At 61.0% G+C, this 19,137-nt stretch carries 17 protein-coding genes; 5 read left to right on the top strand and 12 right to left on the bottom strand.

Annotated features, from left to right (window positions below):
• Positions 1 to 40: 40 nt before the first annotated feature.
• On the top strand, positions 41 to 1,984 hold the full coding sequence (asnB, locus tag QQJ96_RS09705) for an asparagine synthase (glutamine-hydrolyzing) (protein WP_345782704.1): 1,944 nt from the start codon (positions 41 to 43) through the stop codon (positions 1,982 to 1,984).
• 60 nt (positions 1,985 to 2,044) lie between these two features.
• Here asnB and QQJ96_RS09700 read toward each other — a convergent pair whose 3' ends face one another.
• The 6 genes from QQJ96_RS09700 to QQJ96_RS09675 form a co-directional block, all read right to left on the bottom strand.
• Positions 2,045 to 2,443, bottom strand: a complete 399-nt coding sequence (locus QQJ96_RS09700) for an RcnB family protein (protein WP_284331791.1) — start codon at positions 2,441 to 2,443, stop codon at positions 2,045 to 2,047.
• Positions 2,444 to 2,627: 184 nt separating this feature from the next.
• Positions 2,628 to 3,722, bottom strand: coding sequence for an NHL repeat-containing protein (locus QQJ96_RS09695; protein WP_284331790.1), 1,095 nt, complete (start codon positions 3,720 to 3,722; stop codon positions 2,628 to 2,630).
• Between the two features lie 131 nt (positions 3,723 to 3,853).
• Positions 3,854 to 4,531: a TorF family putative porin gene (locus tag QQJ96_RS09690; RefSeq protein WP_284331789.1), complete on the bottom strand. Its 678-nt coding sequence runs from the start codon at positions 4,529 to 4,531 to the stop codon at positions 3,854 to 3,856.
• A gap of 24 nt (positions 4,532 to 4,555) precedes the next feature.
• The gene (locus QQJ96_RS09685; RefSeq protein ID WP_284331788.1) at positions 4,556 to 5,803 is read right to left on the bottom strand and encodes a S8 family peptidase; all 1,248 of its coding nucleotides are present in this window, start codon (positions 5,801 to 5,803) and stop codon (positions 4,556 to 4,558) included.
• Positions 5,800 to 6,423: a zf-HC2 domain-containing protein gene (locus tag QQJ96_RS09680; protein WP_284331787.1), complete on the bottom strand. Its 624-nt coding sequence runs from the start codon at positions 6,421 to 6,423 to the stop codon at positions 5,800 to 5,802. Before QQJ96_RS09680 ends, QQJ96_RS09685 begins: the two co-directional genes overlap by 4 nt.
• Complete coding sequence (locus tag QQJ96_RS09675; protein WP_284331786.1) at positions 6,420 to 7,010, bottom strand: RNA polymerase sigma factor; 591 nt, start codon at positions 7,008 to 7,010, stop codon at positions 6,420 to 6,422. Before QQJ96_RS09675 ends, QQJ96_RS09680 begins: the two co-directional genes overlap by 4 nt.
• Before the next feature lie 254 nt (positions 7,011 to 7,264).
• Between QQJ96_RS09675 and QQJ96_RS09670 the strand changes: the two genes are divergently transcribed.
• Both QQJ96_RS09670 and QQJ96_RS09665 read left to right on the top strand, forming a co-directional pair.
• Complete coding sequence (locus QQJ96_RS09670; protein ID WP_284331785.1) at positions 7,265 to 8,050, top strand: M15 family metallopeptidase; 786 nt, start codon at positions 7,265 to 7,267, stop codon at positions 8,048 to 8,050.
• A gap of 459 nt (positions 8,051 to 8,509) precedes the next feature.
• Positions 8,510 to 10,525, top strand: a complete 2,016-nt coding sequence (locus QQJ96_RS09665; protein WP_284331784.1) for an SPFH domain-containing protein — start codon at positions 8,510 to 8,512, stop codon at positions 10,523 to 10,525.
• Between the two features lie 102 nt (positions 10,526 to 10,627).
• Here QQJ96_RS09665 and QQJ96_RS09660 read toward each other — a convergent pair whose 3' ends face one another.
• Both QQJ96_RS09660 and QQJ96_RS09655 read right to left on the bottom strand, forming a co-directional pair.
• Positions 10,628 to 10,858, bottom strand: a complete 231-nt coding sequence (locus QQJ96_RS09660; RefSeq protein WP_284331783.1) for a hypothetical protein — start codon at positions 10,856 to 10,858, stop codon at positions 10,628 to 10,630.
• Positions 10,859 to 10,968: 110 nt separating this feature from the next.
• Entirely contained in the window at positions 10,969 to 11,265 is a 297-nt protein-coding gene (locus QQJ96_RS09655) for a hypothetical protein (RefSeq protein WP_284331782.1), read from the bottom strand.
• A gap of 328 nt (positions 11,266 to 11,593) precedes the next feature.
• Between QQJ96_RS09655 and QQJ96_RS09650 the strand changes: the two genes are divergently transcribed.
• Positions 11,594 to 11,953, top strand: a complete 360-nt coding sequence (locus QQJ96_RS09650; RefSeq protein WP_284331781.1) for a hypothetical protein — start codon at positions 11,594 to 11,596, stop codon at positions 11,951 to 11,953.
• A gap of 112 nt (positions 11,954 to 12,065) precedes the next feature.
• Here QQJ96_RS09650 and QQJ96_RS09645 read toward each other — a convergent pair whose 3' ends face one another.
• A complete protein-coding gene (locus QQJ96_RS09645) occupies positions 12,066 to 12,659 on the bottom strand; it encodes a GNAT family N-acetyltransferase (RefSeq protein ID WP_284331780.1) in 594 nt (197 codons plus the stop codon).
• Positions 12,660 to 13,032: 373 nt separating this feature from the next.
• Here QQJ96_RS09645 and QQJ96_RS09640 point away from each other — a divergent pair, with 373 nt between their 5' ends.
• Positions 13,033 to 15,135 (top strand): choice-of-anchor D domain-containing protein, encoded by a 2,103-nt coding sequence (locus tag QQJ96_RS09640; protein ID WP_284331779.1) that lies wholly within the window; start codon positions 13,033 to 13,035, stop codon positions 15,133 to 15,135.
• 117 nt (positions 15,136 to 15,252) lie between these two features.
• Here QQJ96_RS09640 and QQJ96_RS09635 read toward each other — a convergent pair whose 3' ends face one another.
• Genes QQJ96_RS09635 through QQJ96_RS09625 form a run of 3 tightly spaced genes read right to left on the bottom strand, consistent with a single transcriptional unit; the run spans position 15,253 to position 19,119 of the window.
• Positions 15,253 to 16,968, bottom strand: a complete 1,716-nt coding sequence (locus QQJ96_RS09635; protein ID WP_284331778.1) for a tetratricopeptide repeat-containing diguanylate cyclase — start codon at positions 16,966 to 16,968, stop codon at positions 15,253 to 15,255.
• 49 nt (positions 16,969 to 17,017) lie between these two features.
• The gene (locus tag QQJ96_RS09630; RefSeq protein WP_284331777.1) at positions 17,018 to 18,823 is read right to left on the bottom strand and encodes a GGDEF domain-containing protein; all 1,806 of its coding nucleotides are present in this window, start codon (positions 18,821 to 18,823) and stop codon (positions 17,018 to 17,020) included.
• A gap of 11 nt (positions 18,824 to 18,834) precedes the next feature.
• Positions 18,835 to 19,119, bottom strand: a complete 285-nt coding sequence (locus QQJ96_RS09625; RefSeq protein ID WP_284331776.1) for a hypothetical protein — start codon at positions 19,117 to 19,119, stop codon at positions 18,835 to 18,837.
• Positions 19,120 to 19,137: the final 18 nt, after the last annotated feature.

Genomic DNA, 19,137 nt, shown 5'->3' with positions numbered 1-19,137 from the left:
CACACCCTGTCGAGCCCTGCCTCCACCCCCTTCCTTTACAATGCTCCGTTGGGCTGCCACGCCCCCCGGAATCGATCAGAGCCCCTACATGTGTGGAATTTGCGGAATCTTGAGTCGGGATGCAGGACACCCGCAGCCGCACCTGGAACAGCAAGCGAGCATGATGCTGGACGCCCTGGCCCATCGCGGGCCGCATGGCGATGCCTTCGTTTCGCGGCCCAACCTTGCCATGGCCACCAATCGCCTGGCGATCCGCGGCGTGGATCAGCACCAGCCGCCGCTGCTGGAATATGAAGCCGGCGTGGTGGTGGCCTGCAACGGCGAAATCGACAATCACCGCGAGCTGCGCCGTTCGCTCGCCGAGGCCGGGCACGCCATCACGCACAGCACCGACGTTGCCGTGCTGGCGCCGCTGTATCTGGAACACGGGTTGTCCTTCCTCGAACACGTACAGGGCGTGTTCGCACTAGCGTTGTGGGACAGCCGCCATCAGCGGCTGATCCTGGCACGCGATCGCGCCGGTGAGCGTCATCTGTACTATGCCGTGATCGGCCAGACCGTGTATTTCGCTTCGGAGCTGGCTGCATTGGTGAAAGCGTGCAAGCCTGACATCGAAGTCGATGCCGCCGGCCTTGCCCACTATCTGCGCTCCGGCTACTGCCCCGCGCCGAGCAGCCCGCTCAAGCACATCCACAAGCTGTGCCCGGGCGAGATGGTGGTGATCGAGCCGGCGGGTATCCGCCATCAGCGTTACTGGGATATGCCGGCGGAAAAAGCCGCCAGCGTGCCGTCGCTGCACACGTTCGATCCGATCTTCCGCGAAGCCGTGCGGCGGCAAAGCGATATCGACGTGGATTATGGCGTGCTGCTCAGCGGCGGCATCGATTCCGCGCTGATGACGGCGGTGGCGCGCAGCATACGGCCGGAAAAGAAACTCTCCGCTTATTGCATCCGTTTCTCCGAAGCATCTTTTGACGAAGGACAGCACGCGGCTCAGCTTGCCCGTCAGCTGGGCTGCGACTTTGTCGAGGTGAACGTATCCGCGCAAGACGTACCGAGCACGTTGCGCGAATTGATCCGCGCCAACGGCGAACCGCTCGCCGATCCGGCGTGGATTCCGCTTTCGCTGGTGACCAAGCGCGCTTCGCAAGACGTGCGCCTGTTGCTGGCGGGCGAGGGCGCGGACGAATTGTTCGGCGGCTACCCCACCTATCTGGGTGCGCGTTGGGCGAGTCTTTACGCCAACCTGCCGCCGCCGGTGAAAGCACTTGCGCGGCGGGCGATTGAAGCGCTGCCCACCAGCGACAAGAAGGTCACGCTCTCGTTCCTGTTGAAGCGTTTCATTCGCGGACAGGAACTGGACGGCCTGGCGCGGCACCTGTTGTGGACGGCGAGCATTCCGCCGATATGGCAGCGGAAGCTCGGCATCGCCCCACCCGTCGATGACACCCGGCACGATGCCTCGCGCCTGATCGATACCATCCAACGCTACGACTTCGGCCACTCGCTGCCGGATGCGCTGATGGCGAAAGCCGATCGTGGCGCGATGCTGCATGGCGTGGAAATCCGCGCGCCCTTCCTGGACCAGAGCGTGATCGAATTCGCGGCCGGCTTGCCGCTGGAAGCGCGCGTGCGCGGTCTTACCACCAAGGTGTTCCTCAAGCGTTATGCGCTGGATTACCTGCCCAAGGAAGTGGTGACGCGCCGCAAGCGCGGATTATCGGTACCGCTTGCCGCGTGGTTGCGTGGACCTTTGCGCGATTGGGCACAGGCGCATCTTGCCAGCGCCGGTCTTGCCGCGGTGGGCATCGATACCCAAGCCGCACAAGCCTTGTTTGCCGAACACCAGGCGCGCGCCAGCGATCATGCGCGCGCGATCTGGACGCTGGTCGTGTTGAGCGAGTGGTTGCAATGGCTCGATAGCGAGCGTGTGGCTGCGGCGGTGAAGGAAGAACCGGTGCTAGTGCCGGTGCCGCAGCCCTGATACGAAGTTAAGCGCCCCTCTCTTTGGGAGAGGGGCGCTTGCGTCAAGCGTGCCGCGAGCTCAATGCCCCAGCAACTCGTTCACGATCAAGCCCGTCGCTATCGCAACGAGTACATACTGCCCATCATCGCCTTGTATCCATACATAGCCGGGCGGCGGCGCGTACAAGTGGTAGCGGCCGTAATCCTCCACGTAGTACTCCCGTACGCGATAACGCTCCGGCAGATATTCGCCACGGCGATAATGCTTGTCCCAGCCCTCGTGGCGGCCATGATCATGATGATCGTCGTCGTGCCAGCCATGATCGTGGTCACGATGGTCGCGATCCTGCCCACGATCATCGTCATGCCGGTCCCAGCCATGGTCGTGGTCGTGATAGTCCTGCGCAAAAGCGGCAGTCGTAGTCATCACCATGGGTAGTCCGGACAGCAGGGCCAATACAAAAAGATGTCGTTTCATACGGGTTGCCCGTGTAGGTGACTCGGCCTTAGTGCCGCAGGAGAAAGACTAGCCGGATCACCTGAACGGCCTCCGTCCCGGGCTTTGCTGCAGTTGCGAACGGTTTCGCAGTTTTCGGGAATGCGCGGAGCCGCCCCCCCCTGGCGGTACAGGGGAGGGGCGGTTCGCCGCAAACATGAACGATTCACTCCTGGTCGAAATCGAACGGCGGCGTCAAGCCGGTGAAGTCGCCGATCTGCTTGGCGTCATACGGGCCGTTGAGGTCGTTGAAGCCATCGCCCGCGATGTTGGTATCGCCCTGGTGGAACACGATCTTGCCGGCCGGCGTAACCTCGATCACGCGATCGTTGAACTGGTCGCTGATCAGCGTATCGCCATTGTGCAGGCGTATCGCGCGCGTCGGCAGCGGAGCTGGATTGCTGTTCGGCTGGGTATTGGTGACGTACTTCCACACAATATGATCGTTGCCGTTTACCTCGATGGCGCGATTGTTGTTCGAGTCGGTGATCAAGGTATCGCCGTTCGGAAGACGACTGGCGAATGCCGCGCCGCTGACCGTTCCACCAGCGGTGAATTGCTTGACCAGTTGCCCATTGGGGCGGATCTCGATCACGCGATTGTTGTTTTCATCGGCGATTAGGATGTGGCCGTTTTCCAGCGCTTCGGCGCTGTTCGGGTTGTTGAGCTGATTCGAGCCCATGCCGCTCATGCCGGTGGTGCCGTACTGCCATACGATCTGGTGATGCAGGTTGACCAGGATGATGCGCTCGTTGACCTGGTCCGTGATCAGCACGTGCGGTCCGGGGTGCCCGGGGAAGTTGATCAGGAACAGCGCCTGCACCGGCGTGTTCAATTGATTCGGACCCGATCCCCCGACACCGGCCTGGCCGTACTGCCAGATGATATTGCCGTCATGATCCACAATGAACACACGGTTGTCCGGGCAGCCGTTCATCTGGTCGCCGCATCCCGGCAGACCCGGCGGGGTGCCGGTACCGGAAATCAGCGTAAGCGAACCAAAGCGTTCCGCATCGTTGGTGCCGACCACGCTATGCGGGCCAGGCAGATCCGAACCGTTGCCGAAATGCCACACGATCTGGTGCGTCGCGCGGTCGACTTCGATTACGCGATTGTTGAACTGATCGGCGATCAGAATGTGGCCAGTGTCGCTCTGCGCAGCCGCGGCCTTCGGGTACAGCAGGCCGACCGCGACCCCCGCGACGACCAAGCTCGCGACGATGGAATGAAGCAGCTTCTTTTTGAACAGAGTACGTCTCATGTCAACTCCCTCCTAAGGGATGAACGATGCGCCCGAAGACGCGAATCCCCCTGCTTCCCATGCAGGGCATGGGAAGTACGTGCGCCGAAGCGCCTGCCATTCAGATCAGCCCGATGCCCACGCCCATAGCATCACCACGCGTACGAGATGCTCAGAACCCAGGCGTTGCGGTTCGCGTTCGCAGCGGATGGGTAGTCGAATGCGGCATCGGGCGCGCCGCGCGTCGTGGTCCAGCTCAACTGGAAATTCCACGGCGGCGGGGCAAACCCGATGCCGGCCTTGAAATCGGAACGAAAGCGGCTGGCTTGGTACTCGGTCACGTTGCCCGCTCGCCGCAGGCAACCGGCATGCGCGAGCGCATACCACTGCCCGGACAAAGCGAAGCTGTCGTTGACTTCGGCGTACCACACCGCCACGCCGCCATTGAAGTAACTCGGCGCGTAGTAGATGCGGCCGACCAGCTGCCGGAACGTGAGGCCGGTATAGGCTTCCGCGTAGGCATAGGATTCGTGGCCGGTAAAACGCGAATAGCGCACGCCGCCTTCCCAGCTGATGTCCGCATTCAAGCGATGCACGTAGCCGGCATAGCCGAGCAGTTGGGCAGCGTGGCGCGAATCGGCTCTTACATTGGCCATCATGCCTCCCGCATACCAGCCGCTGGCCGGCCAGTCGTAGTCGAACGACAGCTGTGCGGACGGCCGGTCATCGCTGAGCGATACACCGCGAAAGCGGTAGTCGGAAACAAAGGTCGCGCTGCCGGTCATCTGCGCCCGGGCCTGTACCGCGAACAAGGCGAGAAGGACTGCCATGGCGACTCGCAACGCTAGGCCCACTCATTGGCGCGGCACTCCCACGGAAGCATGCGCCACGGCACAGTCGCAGGTACACCGATGACTCACCCGCGCTACGGCGGCGCATGCATCGATCGACATCGGCCGCATTGTGGCCAAGCCTAGCGCAGTCCTTGCGAGCAAAGCGTCATGCAGCTGCGCCAGCGTAATGCCAGGTGACATTTCACGCAGCAGCGCAGCCAGGCCACTGACTTCGGCTGCCGCAAATGACGATCCGTTCACTAGGTTCCAGCGCGCGCCGGGCTGGGTGGTGGGAATATCTTCGGCCGGCGCCAGCCACGCGTTGGCCGGATGGGTCGTGCTGTGTTCACCAGCCACCGCCAGCACCCCGGGATAGGAGGCCGGAAAGCCGCCGTCGGCAGCACCGTCGTCCACCGCGCTCACTACGGTAGTGCCCCGTGCCAGTGCTGTGTCCAGCAAACGTTGCAGCAGACGGTCATTTGGCCCGGCCAGGCTCAGGTTGATGATCTGTACGTGCTTTTCCACGGCGTATTGCAGCGCCTTGGCCAGGGTGAAGCTGTCACAGGCCGACGCCGCGCTACCGTCGGCAAGCTGCCAGCAAGCACGCAAAGCGAGCAGGCGCGCTTGCGGCGCGACACCCACGATACCCACACCATTGCCTTCGCGGGCGACGATGATGCCAGCCACTTCGGTGCCGTGCAGTTCGGCGCGATACGCGCCGTCATCCACGAAATTGCGTTGCTCAACTACCTGGCCGGCCAGATCCGGGTTGGTCGTATCCACGCCGCTGTCCACTTCGGCGATCACTACGTTTCGTCCGGTCGCCATCGCATGCAATTGGACGAGATGCCAAAGTTTGGCGGTCGGTTGCAGCGAATACAGCGGATCGTCGTTGGCCAGGGTGTGAAACGTTTGGCGAGATTCGGCCGACTCCACTCGCGTGTCGTGCGAAAGCGCTTGCACAACGTTGCTTGCCGACATGCCGGACGGAAGCCGCATGACGAAACAATCCAGCCCGAGTGCCGGCATCGGCCAGCTGTCGACAAGTTGCAGGCCGTATTGCCGCGCAAGCGAACGCGCGATGTGCCTGCGCGCTGCTTCGCCAGGCGAAGCGGTATAGCCCACCGCATAACCGTCAGCGCCACGCAAATGCGGCGCGGGTGCGCGCAGCATGACCAGCACTTGCGAAGGCTGTTGCGTTTCCGCACACACTGCAGTGCAAAAGCCCAGTGCGCTCAGGACGGCAACGAGCAGCCAGGTGCGCATCATGGATTGCCACCCGAGCTTAAATCTTCCACCAGCGTGACCTGTGGCGAGCTGGCCAGCATTTTGCGGGCGGCCGCTTCGTGCGCATCGGCTACGCGCAGTACGTAAGCGCCTTCCGCCGTAGGGCCACCCACGATGCGCGCACCGCTTTCGCGCACCAGTTCGCGCATTTGCGCTTCGTGGGTTTGCGCATCGAAGACCACCACCAGCAGGGCACCCTTGTCACTGGGCGCGCTCAAGGTGTGGTAGGGCACGTGCTGCTGATGGAGCAGTACTACGGCCAAGGCGAGAATGACGGCCGCCTGCAATGCCGCGAGCCAGGCCAATCGCCTTTCGCGCCGGTGCCAGGCGAGAGCGAAGGATGATGCACCGCGCCGCTTTTGCATGCGGCGATGCAGATGCCGCATCTTCGGCGATACATCATCCTGCTCGGCTTGGGTGGCGAATTCTTCCCGCACCGTGCGCAACCATGCCAGTTCCTGCTGGCAGGCTGCGCACTCCACCAGGTGCCGTTCGACTTGCAGGCGCTCATCGTCCTGAAGCGTTCCGTTCACGTACCACGGCAGCAGCCGGTCGGCTTGCGCGTGGACCGAACCTTCGAACTTGATGACATGACCGTTCATATGGCCTCCCGCTGCGCTGCCAGTGACGATCTCAGCTTGCGCCGTGCGTAGAACATGCGGGTTTTCACTGTATCGACGGGACAGCCCATGATTTCAGCGATTTCCCGGCAGGCGTAACCAAAGTAATAGGTCAGTTCCATCACCGCACGCTGCTCGGGCGACAGCTTGTCGAGCGCATGCTCCAGATGCTCATGCACCTCCTGCTGCTGCAGGGCGTCGTCGGGACCGGGCACGGCAAGATCCTCGCGCTCGCAGAACTCGGCATCCTGCCGTTGGCCCAGGCGCTTGAGCGCCTTCAGCGACTGGCGATAGGCAATGGCGAGAATCCAGGTGGATACCTTCGAGCTTTGGTTGAAGGTATAGGCCTTGCGCCACACCACCATCATGGTGTCGTCCAGAATCTCTTCCACCAGCGCCGGCTGCTTGGTCACGCCATGTACAAAGCGCTGCAGGCGTGGGTTGTACAGGCGATACAGCGCCTCGAAGGCGTCCTTCTCTTCAGCCGCCACACGGCTGAGCAAGGCGACTTCCTCGTCCGCCGGGACGCCGCCCACTTCCCCTGCCGGATTCGCCCGCTTCTGGCGCATGGCTGTGCCCCAAATATTGGTGCTTATGGCTGTTCATACCCCGCCAGGGTGGTTCGGTTCAATTGCCGCGAGGCCCGTAGGCTTAAGTTGCCAAACCCAGCACTGCCATGTGAGCCCCACGTGATGCTGGGATTGTCATCCCAACCTACGCAAGTTTCAGTAGGGAGGGGGTAAATTTCACGGTTCACGCCGCTATCTCGCGCTGTTTCCGCCGCGTTATAAATTAGGGAAACCAGGCTCCTCAGGATGAAACGATGGCAAAACACTTGATCGTTGTGGTCGGCATGGCGGCATGGCTCGCGTCAGCGGCATCTATCGCCACCGACCAAGCTTTGCGCGTCGAAAAGAGCCGTCCGGGCGATTTCGTGGATGTGGGCAGGGCGATCCCGTCCATGCAGTTCGATATCCGATACGACTCCGCACACAACTTCGTCGGGCGCAGGATTCATGGCTATGAACAGGCGGCATGCCTGCTCACCGAACCGGCGGTTGCCGCCCTCAAGAAGGTCGAGGACGAACTGCTCGCGATGGGGCTTACGCTCAAGGCGTACGACTGCTACCGCCCGCAAAGCGCCGTCGATGATTTCGTCAGCTGGGCCGCCGATGCTAAGCAGTTGCGCATGCAGGCGGAGTTCTATCCCAGCGTGCCCAAGGATCGCCTGTTCGAGCAAGGCTATATCGCTGCGCATTCGGGCCACAGCCGTGGCAGCACGATCGACCTCACCATTGTTCCGGTGGACAGCGTCGTCTCCAGCGTTGCGGCAGACGCACCGTTGCAAGATTGTGCCGCGCCGAAGGAAAAGCGGGCGCCGGACAACAGCCTGGATTTCGGCACCGGCTTCGATTGCTTCAGTCCGGTTGCGCATCCGTCCTACCAGGCGATATCACCGCAAGCAAAGGCCAATCGGCTGTTATTGCAAACGCTGATGACGAATGCCGGCTTCGTGCCGCTGGAAACGGAGTGGTGGCATTTCACGCTGAAGAACGAGCCTTATCCGCGGACGTATTTCGATTTTCCGGTAAGGCATGGTTCGCCATGATGGCCAAATATGACAGCGAATTTGAGCTGTTATAACGTCACCCCCACTCCCGAAAATCGGGAGTAGAATGCGCGCCATCCAAGGTCAACCGACTGGCCGACATGAACCACATCTTTCAGTGTCCCACCCAACCGGACGCATCGCGAAAGACCGCTAGCACCTAGCGTCCTGTTCAACAGGGGCAAATCCTCCACTCCTTTCATGAAGCAGGTACGACTGCAGAGCGTTCGCTCGCTCGTGGTCATCGCCATGTTCACTGCCTTTCCCGCGTTTCCCATGACAGCTCGGCGGTTGCCGGGTGGATGGCGTTCGGATCGACGACGACCTCCCTAGCCGCACGCGTCACCTGCCACTCAAAACCCATCACCAACAACCCGTTACACCGGGTTGCGGCTTCTTGCGACCTAAGAACGGCCCTGACCCAAGTGTCAGGTTTCTTTTCATCAAGGATATGCAGCAATGACCATGCTGATTGCTTTGGCAGTAACAGTAGTTGTCCTGGTGGCGTTGACTTACGTCTCCAACGCCATCGTCTACATCCCCAACGACCGTGTCGGTATCGTGGAACGGCTGTGGGGTGCGCCGTCGCTCAGCCGCGGCCTGATTGCCCTGGACAGTGAAGTGGGCTTCCAGCCGTATGTCCTGCGTGGTGGCTTGCATTACTTCTTTCCGTTCCAGTATCGCGTGCACAAGGTCGACCTGGTGACCATTCCGCAAGGCGAACTCGGCTACATCTTTGCGCGCGATGGGCATGAGCTGGTGGATGGCCAGACCCTGGGCGGGATTGTCGATGCAGGCGTTGAAGACGCTGCGGCGTTCCTGAAGGCCGGCGGCCAGAAAGGCCCGCAACGCGCGATCCTGCGTGAGGGTACCCACGCCATCAACGTAGCGCAGTTCGCCATCATCACGGCGGCCCGCGTGCACGGCTTGCTGCTTTCCGACGAGGAAAAGGGCACTATCGACCAGATGGGTAAGGTGCTGCGCGATCGCAACGGCTTCCAGCCGGTGGTGATCGGTGGCCAGGCATCCACCGTTGCGATGGAGAAGCCTGACCAGCCGGAGGGCGATCCCCGCGATGTGCTCGGCGTGGTGACTGTGCACGATGGCCCGGTCTTGCCGCCGGATGAAATCGTGGCGGCGCGCGTGGGCGATGATCCGCTCAACAAGGCCACCTTCCACAACAACTTTCAGAACATCAATGCGTTCCTGCGCGCGGGCGGCCGCCGTGGCCGGCAGCACCAGGTGCTGGTTGAAGGCACTTACTACCTCAACCGCTTGTTCGCAACGGTCGAGTTCATTCGCAAAACGATGGTGCCGGTGGGCAGCGTAGGTGTGGTGGTTTCGTATTTCGGCAAGGCCGGCGCCGACCGCTCGGGCGATGGCTATTCGCACGGCGAACTGGTAGACAACGGTTGCCGTGGCGTGTGGAAGGAGCCGTTGTTGCCGGGCAAGTACGCGTTCAACACTTACGCCGGCAAGGTGCTGCTGGTGCCGACCACCAACTTCATCCTGAAGTGGTCGACGGAAGTCACCAACGCGCACAAATATGACGAAAACCTGTCCGAGGTCGCGCTGATCACCAAGGATGCGTTCGAGCCGTTGCTGCCGCTGTCGGTGGTGGTGCACATCGACTACCGCAAGGCCCCGCTAGTGGTTCAGCGCTTCGGCGACATCAAGCGTCTGGTCGACCAGACGCTTGATCCGATGGTTTCGGCTTACTTCAAGAACACCGGACAAACCAAGACGCTGATCGAACTGCTGCAGGAGCGTTCGGCGATCCAGGAGAAATCGAGCATCGACATGAAGGAACGCTTCGCCGCCTATAACCTGGAGCTGCAGGAAGTCCTGATCGGTACACCCCATGGCGAGCCGGGAGCCACCTCCGGCCAGCGCATCGACACTATCCTGAACCAGTTGCGCGATCGCCAGGTGGCGAAGGAACAGATGGAAACCTACGACCAGCAACAGCAGGCGGCCATCAAGGAACGTACGCTGCGCGAGGCGCAGGCCAGGAACCAGATCCAGACCGAGCTGACCAAGTCGGAAATCAACGTGAAGATCAAGACCAACGAAGGCGACGCCGCCATCGCCGCTGCTGTCAAGGAGGCGGAAGTGATCAACATTAACGCCGAGGCGGAACGCAGGCGCCAGATCGCGGTGGGCGAAGGCAAGGCTGCTGCCACCGAGGCGGTCGGCAAGGCCGAAGCCAACGCAATCCGCGCCAAGGCCGATGCGCTCACCGGCGAAGGTGCCCGAATGCAGCTGGTCAACGATCTCGGCCGCCAGTTTACCGATGCCTTGCGCGAAGGCCAGATCGCCATCGTGCCGAAGATCGCCCTGGGCTCGGATGGCGGCAACGCGCTCTCCACGCTGGCCCAGCTGGCGAACGCGTTCATGGCGGAAAAGCTCGAAGGACCGGCCGGCGAGATTGGGCAGAGCTGGTTCAACGGCCAGCGTCCCGAGGATCATGCCTAAGCGCTCGGGGGTGATGGAGCGCCCCTACCCAGGTTGTAAGCCGAATCCCGTTATCCCGGCTCTGCGCCGGGATAACAGGGAATTTGTCAGTTTTGCGACAGTTTAGCCGCCTTCCCTCGCCGGCAGCAGGCGCGTGTCAAATGAACGCCACAGGCCATCCTGCCCTTCGATGCTGATGATCGCGTTGTTCGTTAGCAGCCTTTCGTCGCGAAAATACTCCATCACGAAGGTCAGCGCGGCCTTCCGGGAAGGAAAATGCAAGGCTTGGTCGCCGTGCACCAGGATGCTGTCAGGGGCATTGTCCCTGGAGTAGGGGAGATAGAACTTAGGCAAGGCGCTGCAACTTATGTGCGTAACCTGCCGGGTACTCTGGCAATGGGCTTATCGAACCCTTGTGAAAACCACGTGTTTCGCAAACGAACGAGCTGAACCGTAAGCCCTCGCTACGGCGAGGCAGCACGGGGACTTTCGATGATCTCGGATCTTTGCGGGATGGTGCAGACGACGCGATAGGTATTCGCTGCGACCTGCTTGTACACACAGCTGCCATCGCGTGCGGCCAGCTGTTCCACGATTCGACACCAGGTACTGCCCTTCCTGGCCGGCGCGGTGGCCACCCTGCAGGCCAGCTTGATGCCTTGCCGAAGTCCCTGGATGCCTTGCAACTCCGGCATTTCATCCATCGTGATCTCAAACAGGTGGCGGCCACCATGATTGAGGAATTCATCGAAACGCAGCACGTTTGTTAAATGCGTGACTGTCACTCGTGCACCCCGCGTCATCACGTTGTTGATCTGTCGAGAATACAGTCACAAGGTTTACACGCAGATTAACCATGAAAATCCCTAGTAGCAGACGGTTCACGTAAATGAACCTGTCGCGTCACGTTCACCCATGCCATCAGGATCAAGCGAACGATCACGTCACTACGACACGACACTGGTAAAGGTATTCGTCACCGAGCTTAGGCGTCGTCCGCAAGACTCCGTTTGGACCTCGGAAGCGGTTCGGGCATTCGCGTGATTGGCCTTCCCTTGGCAGAGAGTCGTCTTCGGGGACGCATGTTGTATGGACATCGATTTGGACGTGGGCCTACATCCAACCGTCCACAAGGCGGTCTCCGCCCTGCAGGCTGGCGATAAGCTGACGTGGCTGACTTGCTTCACCGCCTCGGCCAAACTGTTCGACAACGGCAAGCGCAGCAGCTTCCACCAATTCGCGCGCGACAACGTTGGCGTGATGTACTTCACCACCATCGAGCATATTGACAGCGATGGCCGTGGCATACGCGGATGGCTTCGCCTTGACGGCCATGAAGAGGTCGTCGCCTATTTCAAATTCCGCATCGATACCACCGAGATGTGCAGCCGGCTCGATGTTGCGCGCCTGGAGGGCGGACAGCATCTTGCCTTGCAGGAAGCAAGGTAGTGCCCAGTAGGCTGGGATGACAATCCCAGCATCGGGATGCCATGAAAGAAAGCTGGGATTAGCATCCCAGCCTACGCGCTATCGGCAGACGGCAAACTTTGCTCTTTCCGCGCTAATGCTCCAGCGAGCGCAACCAATACCGCAGCAAATGACGACTAGGCTCGGCTTGCCCTAGTTCCCGCCAGGAAAGTTCGCAGAACAGGTCGTGCTGGCGGCGATAGCCGCGCTTGGCCCAGAACGCGTCATTTGGGCGGTAATCGGGCGGGCGGCGCGGATCATGCTCGTCGCGCTCTACCGCGCAGAATGCCGCGAGCTTGAAGCCATTGCGCCGCGCATGTGCTTCGCGTTCATCGAAAAAGCGATGGCCGATGCCTCTTCCTCGATAGGGGTGCAGCAGCACCGATTCGCCGAGGTAGAAGATCTGCTCCAGCGCCAACCCCTTTTTGCGGAACGGCAGCTGGAACGCGGTCTGGTCGTCCAGCAATGGCATGCCGGTGGCTGCGCCCACGACCTCATTGTCATCCAGCGCCAGCACGAAGATGCTGCGCGGCGAGCGCGCGTAGGCGGCGAGATAGTCGCCTTCGGAATCCGTGCCGCCCTCATACAGATAGGGATAATCGTGGAACACCGTGCTGCGCAGTCGCGCAAGATCCTCCAGGTACGGCTCCACCGCTTCGCCGGCGCAGTTGATGATGTGCAGCGTCATCGTTTCATTCCCGCATTCAGGCGAAGAATTGAGTGATCCGGTAGCTAGCTTAAAACATCGTGCCGTGCATGTAGCGCGTGAATTTGTGCCTGAATCCACTGCCGAATCGTCCCGATTGATCAAGACGTCGCCGCCTGCCTTGCACTAGCTTGCGAGGTTGGCGATTTCGAGTGACTGCTGCAGGCCTGGGAGGGACTGCTCATGTCCACTTGCCGATAAAGCATCGAAGGCGCCAGCGGGGACCAGCTGACAGCTTATCGCAAACCATGCGGGCCACGGGCCGGTATGGAGGGGCGCTTGTTACCTCCAGTGCTGCATGGATGTGTCGCCTCCTCGTTCCATCTCAATACTCACAAATCACGAGGGAACACCCATGAGACTATCCAGACTCCTGCCCGGACTTGTGTTGCTTGCCTTCTGGGCAAATGCGGCCGTCGGTCAAACGTGGACGCCGCTGAATAACGCGCCGCCGATCGACATCGGCTACATGGCGTTGGCTACCGATGGCAGCGTGCTGGCGCACGCCAGGACTTATTCCGCCGCCGATGCGCAGTGGTACAAGCTCACGCCCGACATCAACGGCAGCTACGTCAACGGCACTTGGAGCCAGCTCGCCTCGATGCCTACCGGCTATGCACCGATCGACTTCGCCGGCGGCGTGCTGGCCGATGGCAAGCTGCTGGTCGAGGGCGGCGAGTACAACAACGCGCAGGACGTGGAGTCGAACCTCGGCGCCATTTACGACCCGGTGGCCAATACCTGGACCTCTGTTTCGCCGCCCTCCGGCTGGAGCCAGATCGGCGATGCGTCCGGCGTGATCCTGGCCAACGGCACGTTCATGATGGGGCAGCAAGGGCTGTTCAACGCTGCGTTGTTCAACGAGGCCAATCTCAGCTGGAGCATTACCGGCACCAACAAGCCCGATTACAACATCGAGGAAAACTGGATCCTGCTGCCCAGTGGCAAGGTGCTGAACGTCGAAATCTATGCCTACTCGCTGTACAACCCCACCGGCACCGGATCGGAGCTCTACGATCCGAACACCGGGCAGTGGAGCGATGCCGGCAGCACCGGCGTGCAGCTGTGGGATTCCGCCGCCAGCTGCGGCGGTGCGAACTCCGCCAGCTATGAAATCGGACCGATGGTGCTGCGACCGGACGGAACCGTCTTCGCCACCGGCGCCAACTCATGCGGCGCCGGCCACACGGCGATCTACAACACAGCCACTGGCACCTGGACAGCAGGCCCGGACTTCCCCAACGGCCTGGATATCGCCGATGGCCCGGCGGCAGTGGAAACCAATGGCAACGTGCTGATGATGGCCAGCCCCGGCGCCTACAATACACCGTCGACCTTCCTTGAGTGGAACGGCAGCACGCTGAGCGTGGTGCCGGCACCTTCCACTGCAAGCGGCGATTCCTCCTGGTATGGCGCGATGCTGGAATTGCCGAACGGCCAGATCCTGTTCTCCGACCTCAGTCAAAACCTGCAGGTGTGGACCCCGACCGGTACCTATCAAGCCGCGTGGCAACCCACCGTCAACTCTGTCGCCACCTCATTGATGCCGGGCAGCACCTATCCCATTTCCGGTACGCAGTTCAACGGCCTGTCCGAAGGCGCCGCCTATGGCGACGATCAGCAGATGGCGAGCAACTATCCGCTGGTACGCATCGTCAACACGGCTACCGGCCACGTGTTCTATGCCCGTACGCATGACCATAGCAGCATGGGTGTGGCTACGGGCAATGCCACCGTATCGACAAACTTCGACGTGCCTGCAAATATCGAGACGGGTGCCAGCAAGCTGTATGTCGTAGCCAACGGCATCCCGTCAAACCCCGTGGCGGTAGTCGTCGGCGGCGGCAGTTCCGGTGGTTCTGCAGCGCTAAGCCCAAGCAGCATCGATTTCGGCAACGTAGCCGTCAATGGATATAGCAATTGGCAATCGCTGACGCTGACCAACAACGGGAACGTCCCCGTATCGATCAGCAGCGTCGCGCTTGATGGCGCAGCCTATACCGATGTCAGCTATTGCACGGGCGCAATTGCACCCGGCGCGCAGTGCGTAATCTATGTGTCGTTCCACCCAACGGCGAACGGAGCGTTCAATGGCACCGTTACCGTCAACGATGACGCGTCCAACAGCCCGCAAGTCGCCACCTTGACCGGCAACACGGGTACTACTGGCGGCGGCAACATCAATTTCTCCGGCAATATGGCGGCCCAAGGCGACTATACCTTTACGTCCAATTTTACGAGCGCCGCGGGAACGGTGACGGCTACGCTCAACGTTCCCGCCGGAACCAACTGGCGATTCGTGGCGGATGATGCCACCACCAATCAGTCCATAGCCGAGCAAGACGGTAGTGGTCCGCTAACGATCACGTACACGGCCAAGGCGGGGGACAATTACAACTTCTTCGTGCAAGCCACCTCGGGATCGGGGGCGTGGTCGATCACCGGCTCGCATCCCTGAAACCTCGTCGGTCACGATCTGGCGGCACCCTCTCCGGCTTGCAGGGGAGGGTGTTGTTTCCGGTTCGACTGCCGCGCCGCTGCAAAGCTTGCTTGTAAAGCAAATGCGCCGCTTCTCTTACGCCAATGCCGTCGCCAGGCTGCCATTCCCGGTATCGGCAACGACACGATTGCGCCCATTTCGCTTTGCCTTGTACAACGCCGCATCTGCATCCCTGCACAGCCGATGCAAGTCATAACCGGATGGATTGATACTCGCCAAGCCAAAGCTCGCCGAAAAAGTTACGACTACGCCGTCGATGTCCAGCAGTGTCGCTTCGATGGCCATGCGAATGCTTTCGGCTAGCGCGATGCCCTGGTCGCGGTCGCAGTCCAGCAGCAGGATGCAGAATTCTTCGCCGCCGAGCCGGCCGAACAGGTCGGACCGGCGTAGTTGCTGTTGGCAAATGGCGACAGTGCGCCTCAGCACGGTGTCACCCAGCGCGTGGCCGTGGGTATCGTTGATCTGCTTGAAGTGATCCAGATCGATGGCGATGAGGCAGGCGCTGCCGCCTCTTTTTTCCAGCAGCTGCAAGGCACCTTGGGCCTCGCCGATGAAATGCTGATGGTGGGAGATGCCAGTAAGTCCATCCAGGCAGGACAATTGCTTGAAGCGCAGCTGTGAGCGCTTGATCCGCAACAGCCAGAAGACCACCGAGATCAGTACCACCAGCAGCAAGGCGATGGACAGCCGGCCGCTCTCGATCGCCTTGGTCGTCAGCGACTGCTGCAACTTCAGGATGCTGTTCTGCTTGCTCAGGCGCTCGGCCTGCATCTTTTGGACCAGGAAGTGTTGCTCGGCCATGTCGTAGGCCAGCGCCTTGGTGCGCAGGTCGTCGAGATGACTCTTCTCCTGGGACGAGTAGTGTTCGTAGTAGGCGAGGGCGGCAGCGTCATGCCCCTGCTGCTTCTCCACCTGATAGAGCACCTGATAGTCGTCCGTCAGCCACTCGCCGGTGTCGTCGGGCTGGCTGATGGCCAGGGCCTCCAGGGCGGCCTTTTTGGCCTCGCTGACATGACCCAGCTTGAGGTAGGCCTGGGCGCGCTCCACGCGGGAGGACAGCATATGGGGGTAGTAATGATTGCTGCGCACGGAGGGCGCGACCCGATCGAGCAGAGCAAGGGCTTGCTCAGGGTGGCCTTCATCGATATAGAGGCTGCCAAGCATAAGCCGCATGGAATTGGCGAGGACCGGGTCGTGGTCCGCCAGGCAGGCATCGATGGCTCGTTGCAGTTCCGGGCTGGCCGAGGTCAGTCGTTTGCCGTTATAGAGCGCCGCGGCTTCCGCGGCGAGGGGCCGGCACGGGCTCTCGCCGGCAGGAATGGCTTCCTGTGCCATAAGCGCGTACTGCACCGCCAGATCGGTCTGGCCGGCGAAATCCAGCATCTGGGACAAGTTGGTCAGCAGGGGGAAGCGAACTTGTGGATTCTTGATCGCGCTCAGATTCGATGCCAGGCGGTTGGCCAGCGCAAAAGCTTCCTCATAGCGGCGGTTGATCGACAAGTTGCTCAACAGCAGGCCCGATGCCTTGGCGATCAGGACCGGGTCGCCGGACTGCTCGATGATCTGGTGAAACGCCGCCTCGGATTTCAGGTAATTCCCTTCGAACATGGTTTCCCACGCGTCGAGGTAGCGCAGATGCCACTGCTCGGCTTCGGACAGCTGTGGCCCTTCGCGGTGGATCCGCTCCAGCATTTGCAAGAATTGCGGATGGTCCTTGGTGCGCAGCCGTTCGGCCTGGTCGAGGAACTCGCCAGGATGCGCGATCGAGGTCGCCCCGTGGACAACCGGCACGAGCAGGCACCACGCCATGGCCAGCCATGCGCAGAGGCGGCTTGGCGCATTAACGCGAGCTTGCGCGCATCCCGGCTGGCTGGGCTTCGGCTGGATCAACATGCTCCCCACTTGCTACAAGCCGGTTGCGTCCAGTCCGTTTGGCCCTATAGAGCGCCGCATCCGCATCTTTGCTCAGGCGCTGCAAGTCATAACCGGATTTATGCGTACAGGCCAGCCCGAGGCTGGCAGAAAACGATATGAATGCTCCTTCGGCGTCCACCAGCGTTGCTTCGATGACCGCGCGGATGCGCTCGGCCATGGCCATGCCCTGCTCGCGCCGGCAATCGACCAGCAGGATGCAGAATTCCTCGCCGCCAAGCCGGCCGAACAAATCATATGGGCGCAGTTGCTGCCGGCAAATGGCCACCGTGCGCTTGAGCACGATGTCACCTAGTGCATGGCCGTGCGCATCGTTGATCTGCTTGAAATGATCCAGATCGATGGCTATCAGACAGGCGTTGCCCTGTCTTTTTTCCAGCGACTGCAAGATACGTTCGGCTTCACCGACAAAGTGTTGATGGTTGGAAATGCTGGTGAGCCCGTCCAGGCAGGACAGCTCCTTGAAACGAAGCTGCGAGCGCTTGAGCCGGAACAGCCAGAACACCACCGATACCAACAGCACCAGTAGCAAGGCGATGTAGAGCCGGCTGGTCTCGACCGCCTTGCTGCTCAGTGCCTCACGCAACTTCAGGATGCTGTTCTGTTTGCTCAGGCTTTCTGCCTGCATTTTCTGCAGCAGCAAGTTTTGCTCGACCATATCGTAGGCGAGAGCCCGGGTATGGATGTCGTCGAGATGACTCTTGTTCAGGGCGGAATAGTGTTCGTAGTAGGCGAGTGCGGCGACCGTATGGCCTTGATTCTTCTCGACCTGGTAGAGCACCTGATAGTCGTCCATCAGGCGCTCGCTGAGGTCGTCTGGCTGGCTCATGGCCAAGACTGCCAGTCCGGCCTTTTTGGCCTCCTCATCGTCGCCTAATTTGAGGTAGGCCTGCGCGCGCTTTACCTGGAAGGACAGCATGTGCTCGTAATAATGAGCAGTCTGGATAGAGGGGGCGATCTGGTCGAGCAAGGCCATGGCCTTCTTTGGCTGGCTTTCCTCCAAATAAAGGTCGACCAGGATGAGCCACATGGCATTGGCGACCACTGGTTGCCGGGCGTTCGTGCAGACATCGATGGCTTGGCGCAGTTCCGAGCTGGTTGATGTCAGCCGTTTGCCGTTGTAGAGCGCGGCGGCCTGGAATGCGAGTGGACGACATGCCGTCTCTCCAGGTGGGATGGCTTCCCCCGCCATGCGTGCGTACTGGACCGCCAGATCGGTCTGGTCGGCAAAATCCAAGGTCTGTGACAGATTGGTCAGCAGGAGGAAGCGTATGGATGGGTCCTTGACCTCGGGCAGGATGGAAGCCAGGTGATTGGCCAGCGCAAAGGCTTCCTCGTAGCGCCTGTTGGTCGACAGGATTTTCAACATCAACGAGGACGCTTTGGCGATCAGCGCCGGGTCACCCGAGCGGTCGATGATCTGGTGAAGCTCAGGCTCCGATTTGCCAGAGCTGCCCTCATAGATGGATTCCCATGCATTGAGGTAGCGCAGATGCCATTGCTCGCTTTCGGACAAAGCATGGGCTTGGGGCTGGATCTGTTCCAGCATCCGCACAAATTGCGCGTGGTCTTGCAGTCGCAGGCTTTCGGCCTGGTCGAGAAACTTGGAGGAGTCCGTTATCGGGGTATTCGCGTATCCAGGTTGCGCGAGCGCGCACCATGCCACAGCCATCATGGTGGGCCAGAAGCGGGTGCGGCTCGGCAATCCGGGCACGTGCGTGTCGCCTATTTTTGGGACGGCAATGGGTTTGCGTCGGGAACCGGTGCTTCCAGCGGGTCTTCTTCTTCCGGTTCGTCCTCGCGTGCCGGGGACAGGATGCCTTCCGGAGTTTTATTCTGCATGAGTCCGAATTCCGCGGACAGGCGTGTACTGTCCCCCGACGCCACTGCTGCGGTCAGCGCCTCGGATGCCTGTGCCTGAGCCAGCACTTTGCCCAGGTCTTCCGCCGAAGCATGGCGCAACGAAGCATCCTGGCCGATGGCTTCCAGTAAATCGATTGTGTCAGTCATGACATTTCTCCCCTGTTT

This window comes from Dyella flagellata, assembly GCF_030160275.1.
Taxonomy (GTDB): Bacteria; Pseudomonadota; Gammaproteobacteria; order Xanthomonadales; family Rhodanobacteraceae; genus Dyella_B; species Dyella_B flagellata.
The sequence above is the reverse complement of the archived record's forward strand: the minus strand, read 5'-3'. Positions and strand labels throughout refer to the sequence as shown.

Bases quoted from the DNA above. Each gene is read 5' to 3' on its own strand.
- QQJ96_RS09650 (WP_284331781.1), top strand. From the start codon at position 11,594: ATGGACATCGATTTGGACGTGGGCCTACATCCAACCGTCCACAAGGCG.
- QQJ96_RS09670 (WP_284331785.1), top strand. From the start codon at position 7,265: ATGGCAAAACACTTGATCGTTGTGGTCGGCATGGCGGCATGGCTCGCG.
- QQJ96_RS09625 (WP_284331776.1), bottom strand. From the start codon at position 19,119: ATGACTGACACAATCGATTTACTGGAAGCCATCGGCCAGGATGCTTCG.
- QQJ96_RS09665 (WP_284331784.1), top strand. From the start codon at position 8,510: ATGACCATGCTGATTGCTTTGGCAGTAACAGTAGTTGTCCTGGTGGCG.
- QQJ96_RS09640 (WP_284331779.1), top strand. From the start codon at position 13,033: ATGAGACTATCCAGACTCCTGCCCGGACTTGTGTTGCTTGCCTTCTGG.
- QQJ96_RS09685 (WP_284331788.1), bottom strand. From the start codon at position 5,803: ATGATGCGCACCTGGCTGCTCGTTGCCGTCCTGAGCGCACTGGGCTTT.
- asnB (WP_345782704.1), top strand. From the start codon at position 41: ATGCTCCGTTGGGCTGCCACGCCCCCCGGAATCGATCAGAGCCCCTAC.
- QQJ96_RS09700 (WP_284331791.1), bottom strand. From the start codon at position 2,443: ATGAAACGACATCTTTTTGTATTGGCCCTGCTGTCCGGACTACCCATG.
- QQJ96_RS09680 (WP_284331787.1), bottom strand. From the start codon at position 6,423: ATGAACGGTCATGTCATCAAGTTCGAAGGTTCGGTCCACGCGCAAGCC.
- QQJ96_RS09645 (WP_284331780.1), bottom strand. From the start codon at position 12,659: ATGACGCTGCACATCATCAACTGCGCCGGCGAAGCGGTGGAGCCGTAC.
- QQJ96_RS09690 (WP_284331789.1), bottom strand. From the start codon at position 4,531: ATGGCAGTCCTTCTCGCCTTGTTCGCGGTACAGGCCCGGGCGCAGATG.
- QQJ96_RS09675 (WP_284331786.1), bottom strand. From the start codon at position 7,010: ATGCGCCAGAAGCGGGCGAATCCGGCAGGGGAAGTGGGCGGCGTCCCG.
- QQJ96_RS09695 (WP_284331790.1), bottom strand. From the start codon at position 3,722: ATGAGACGTACTCTGTTCAAAAAGAAGCTGCTTCATTCCATCGTCGCG.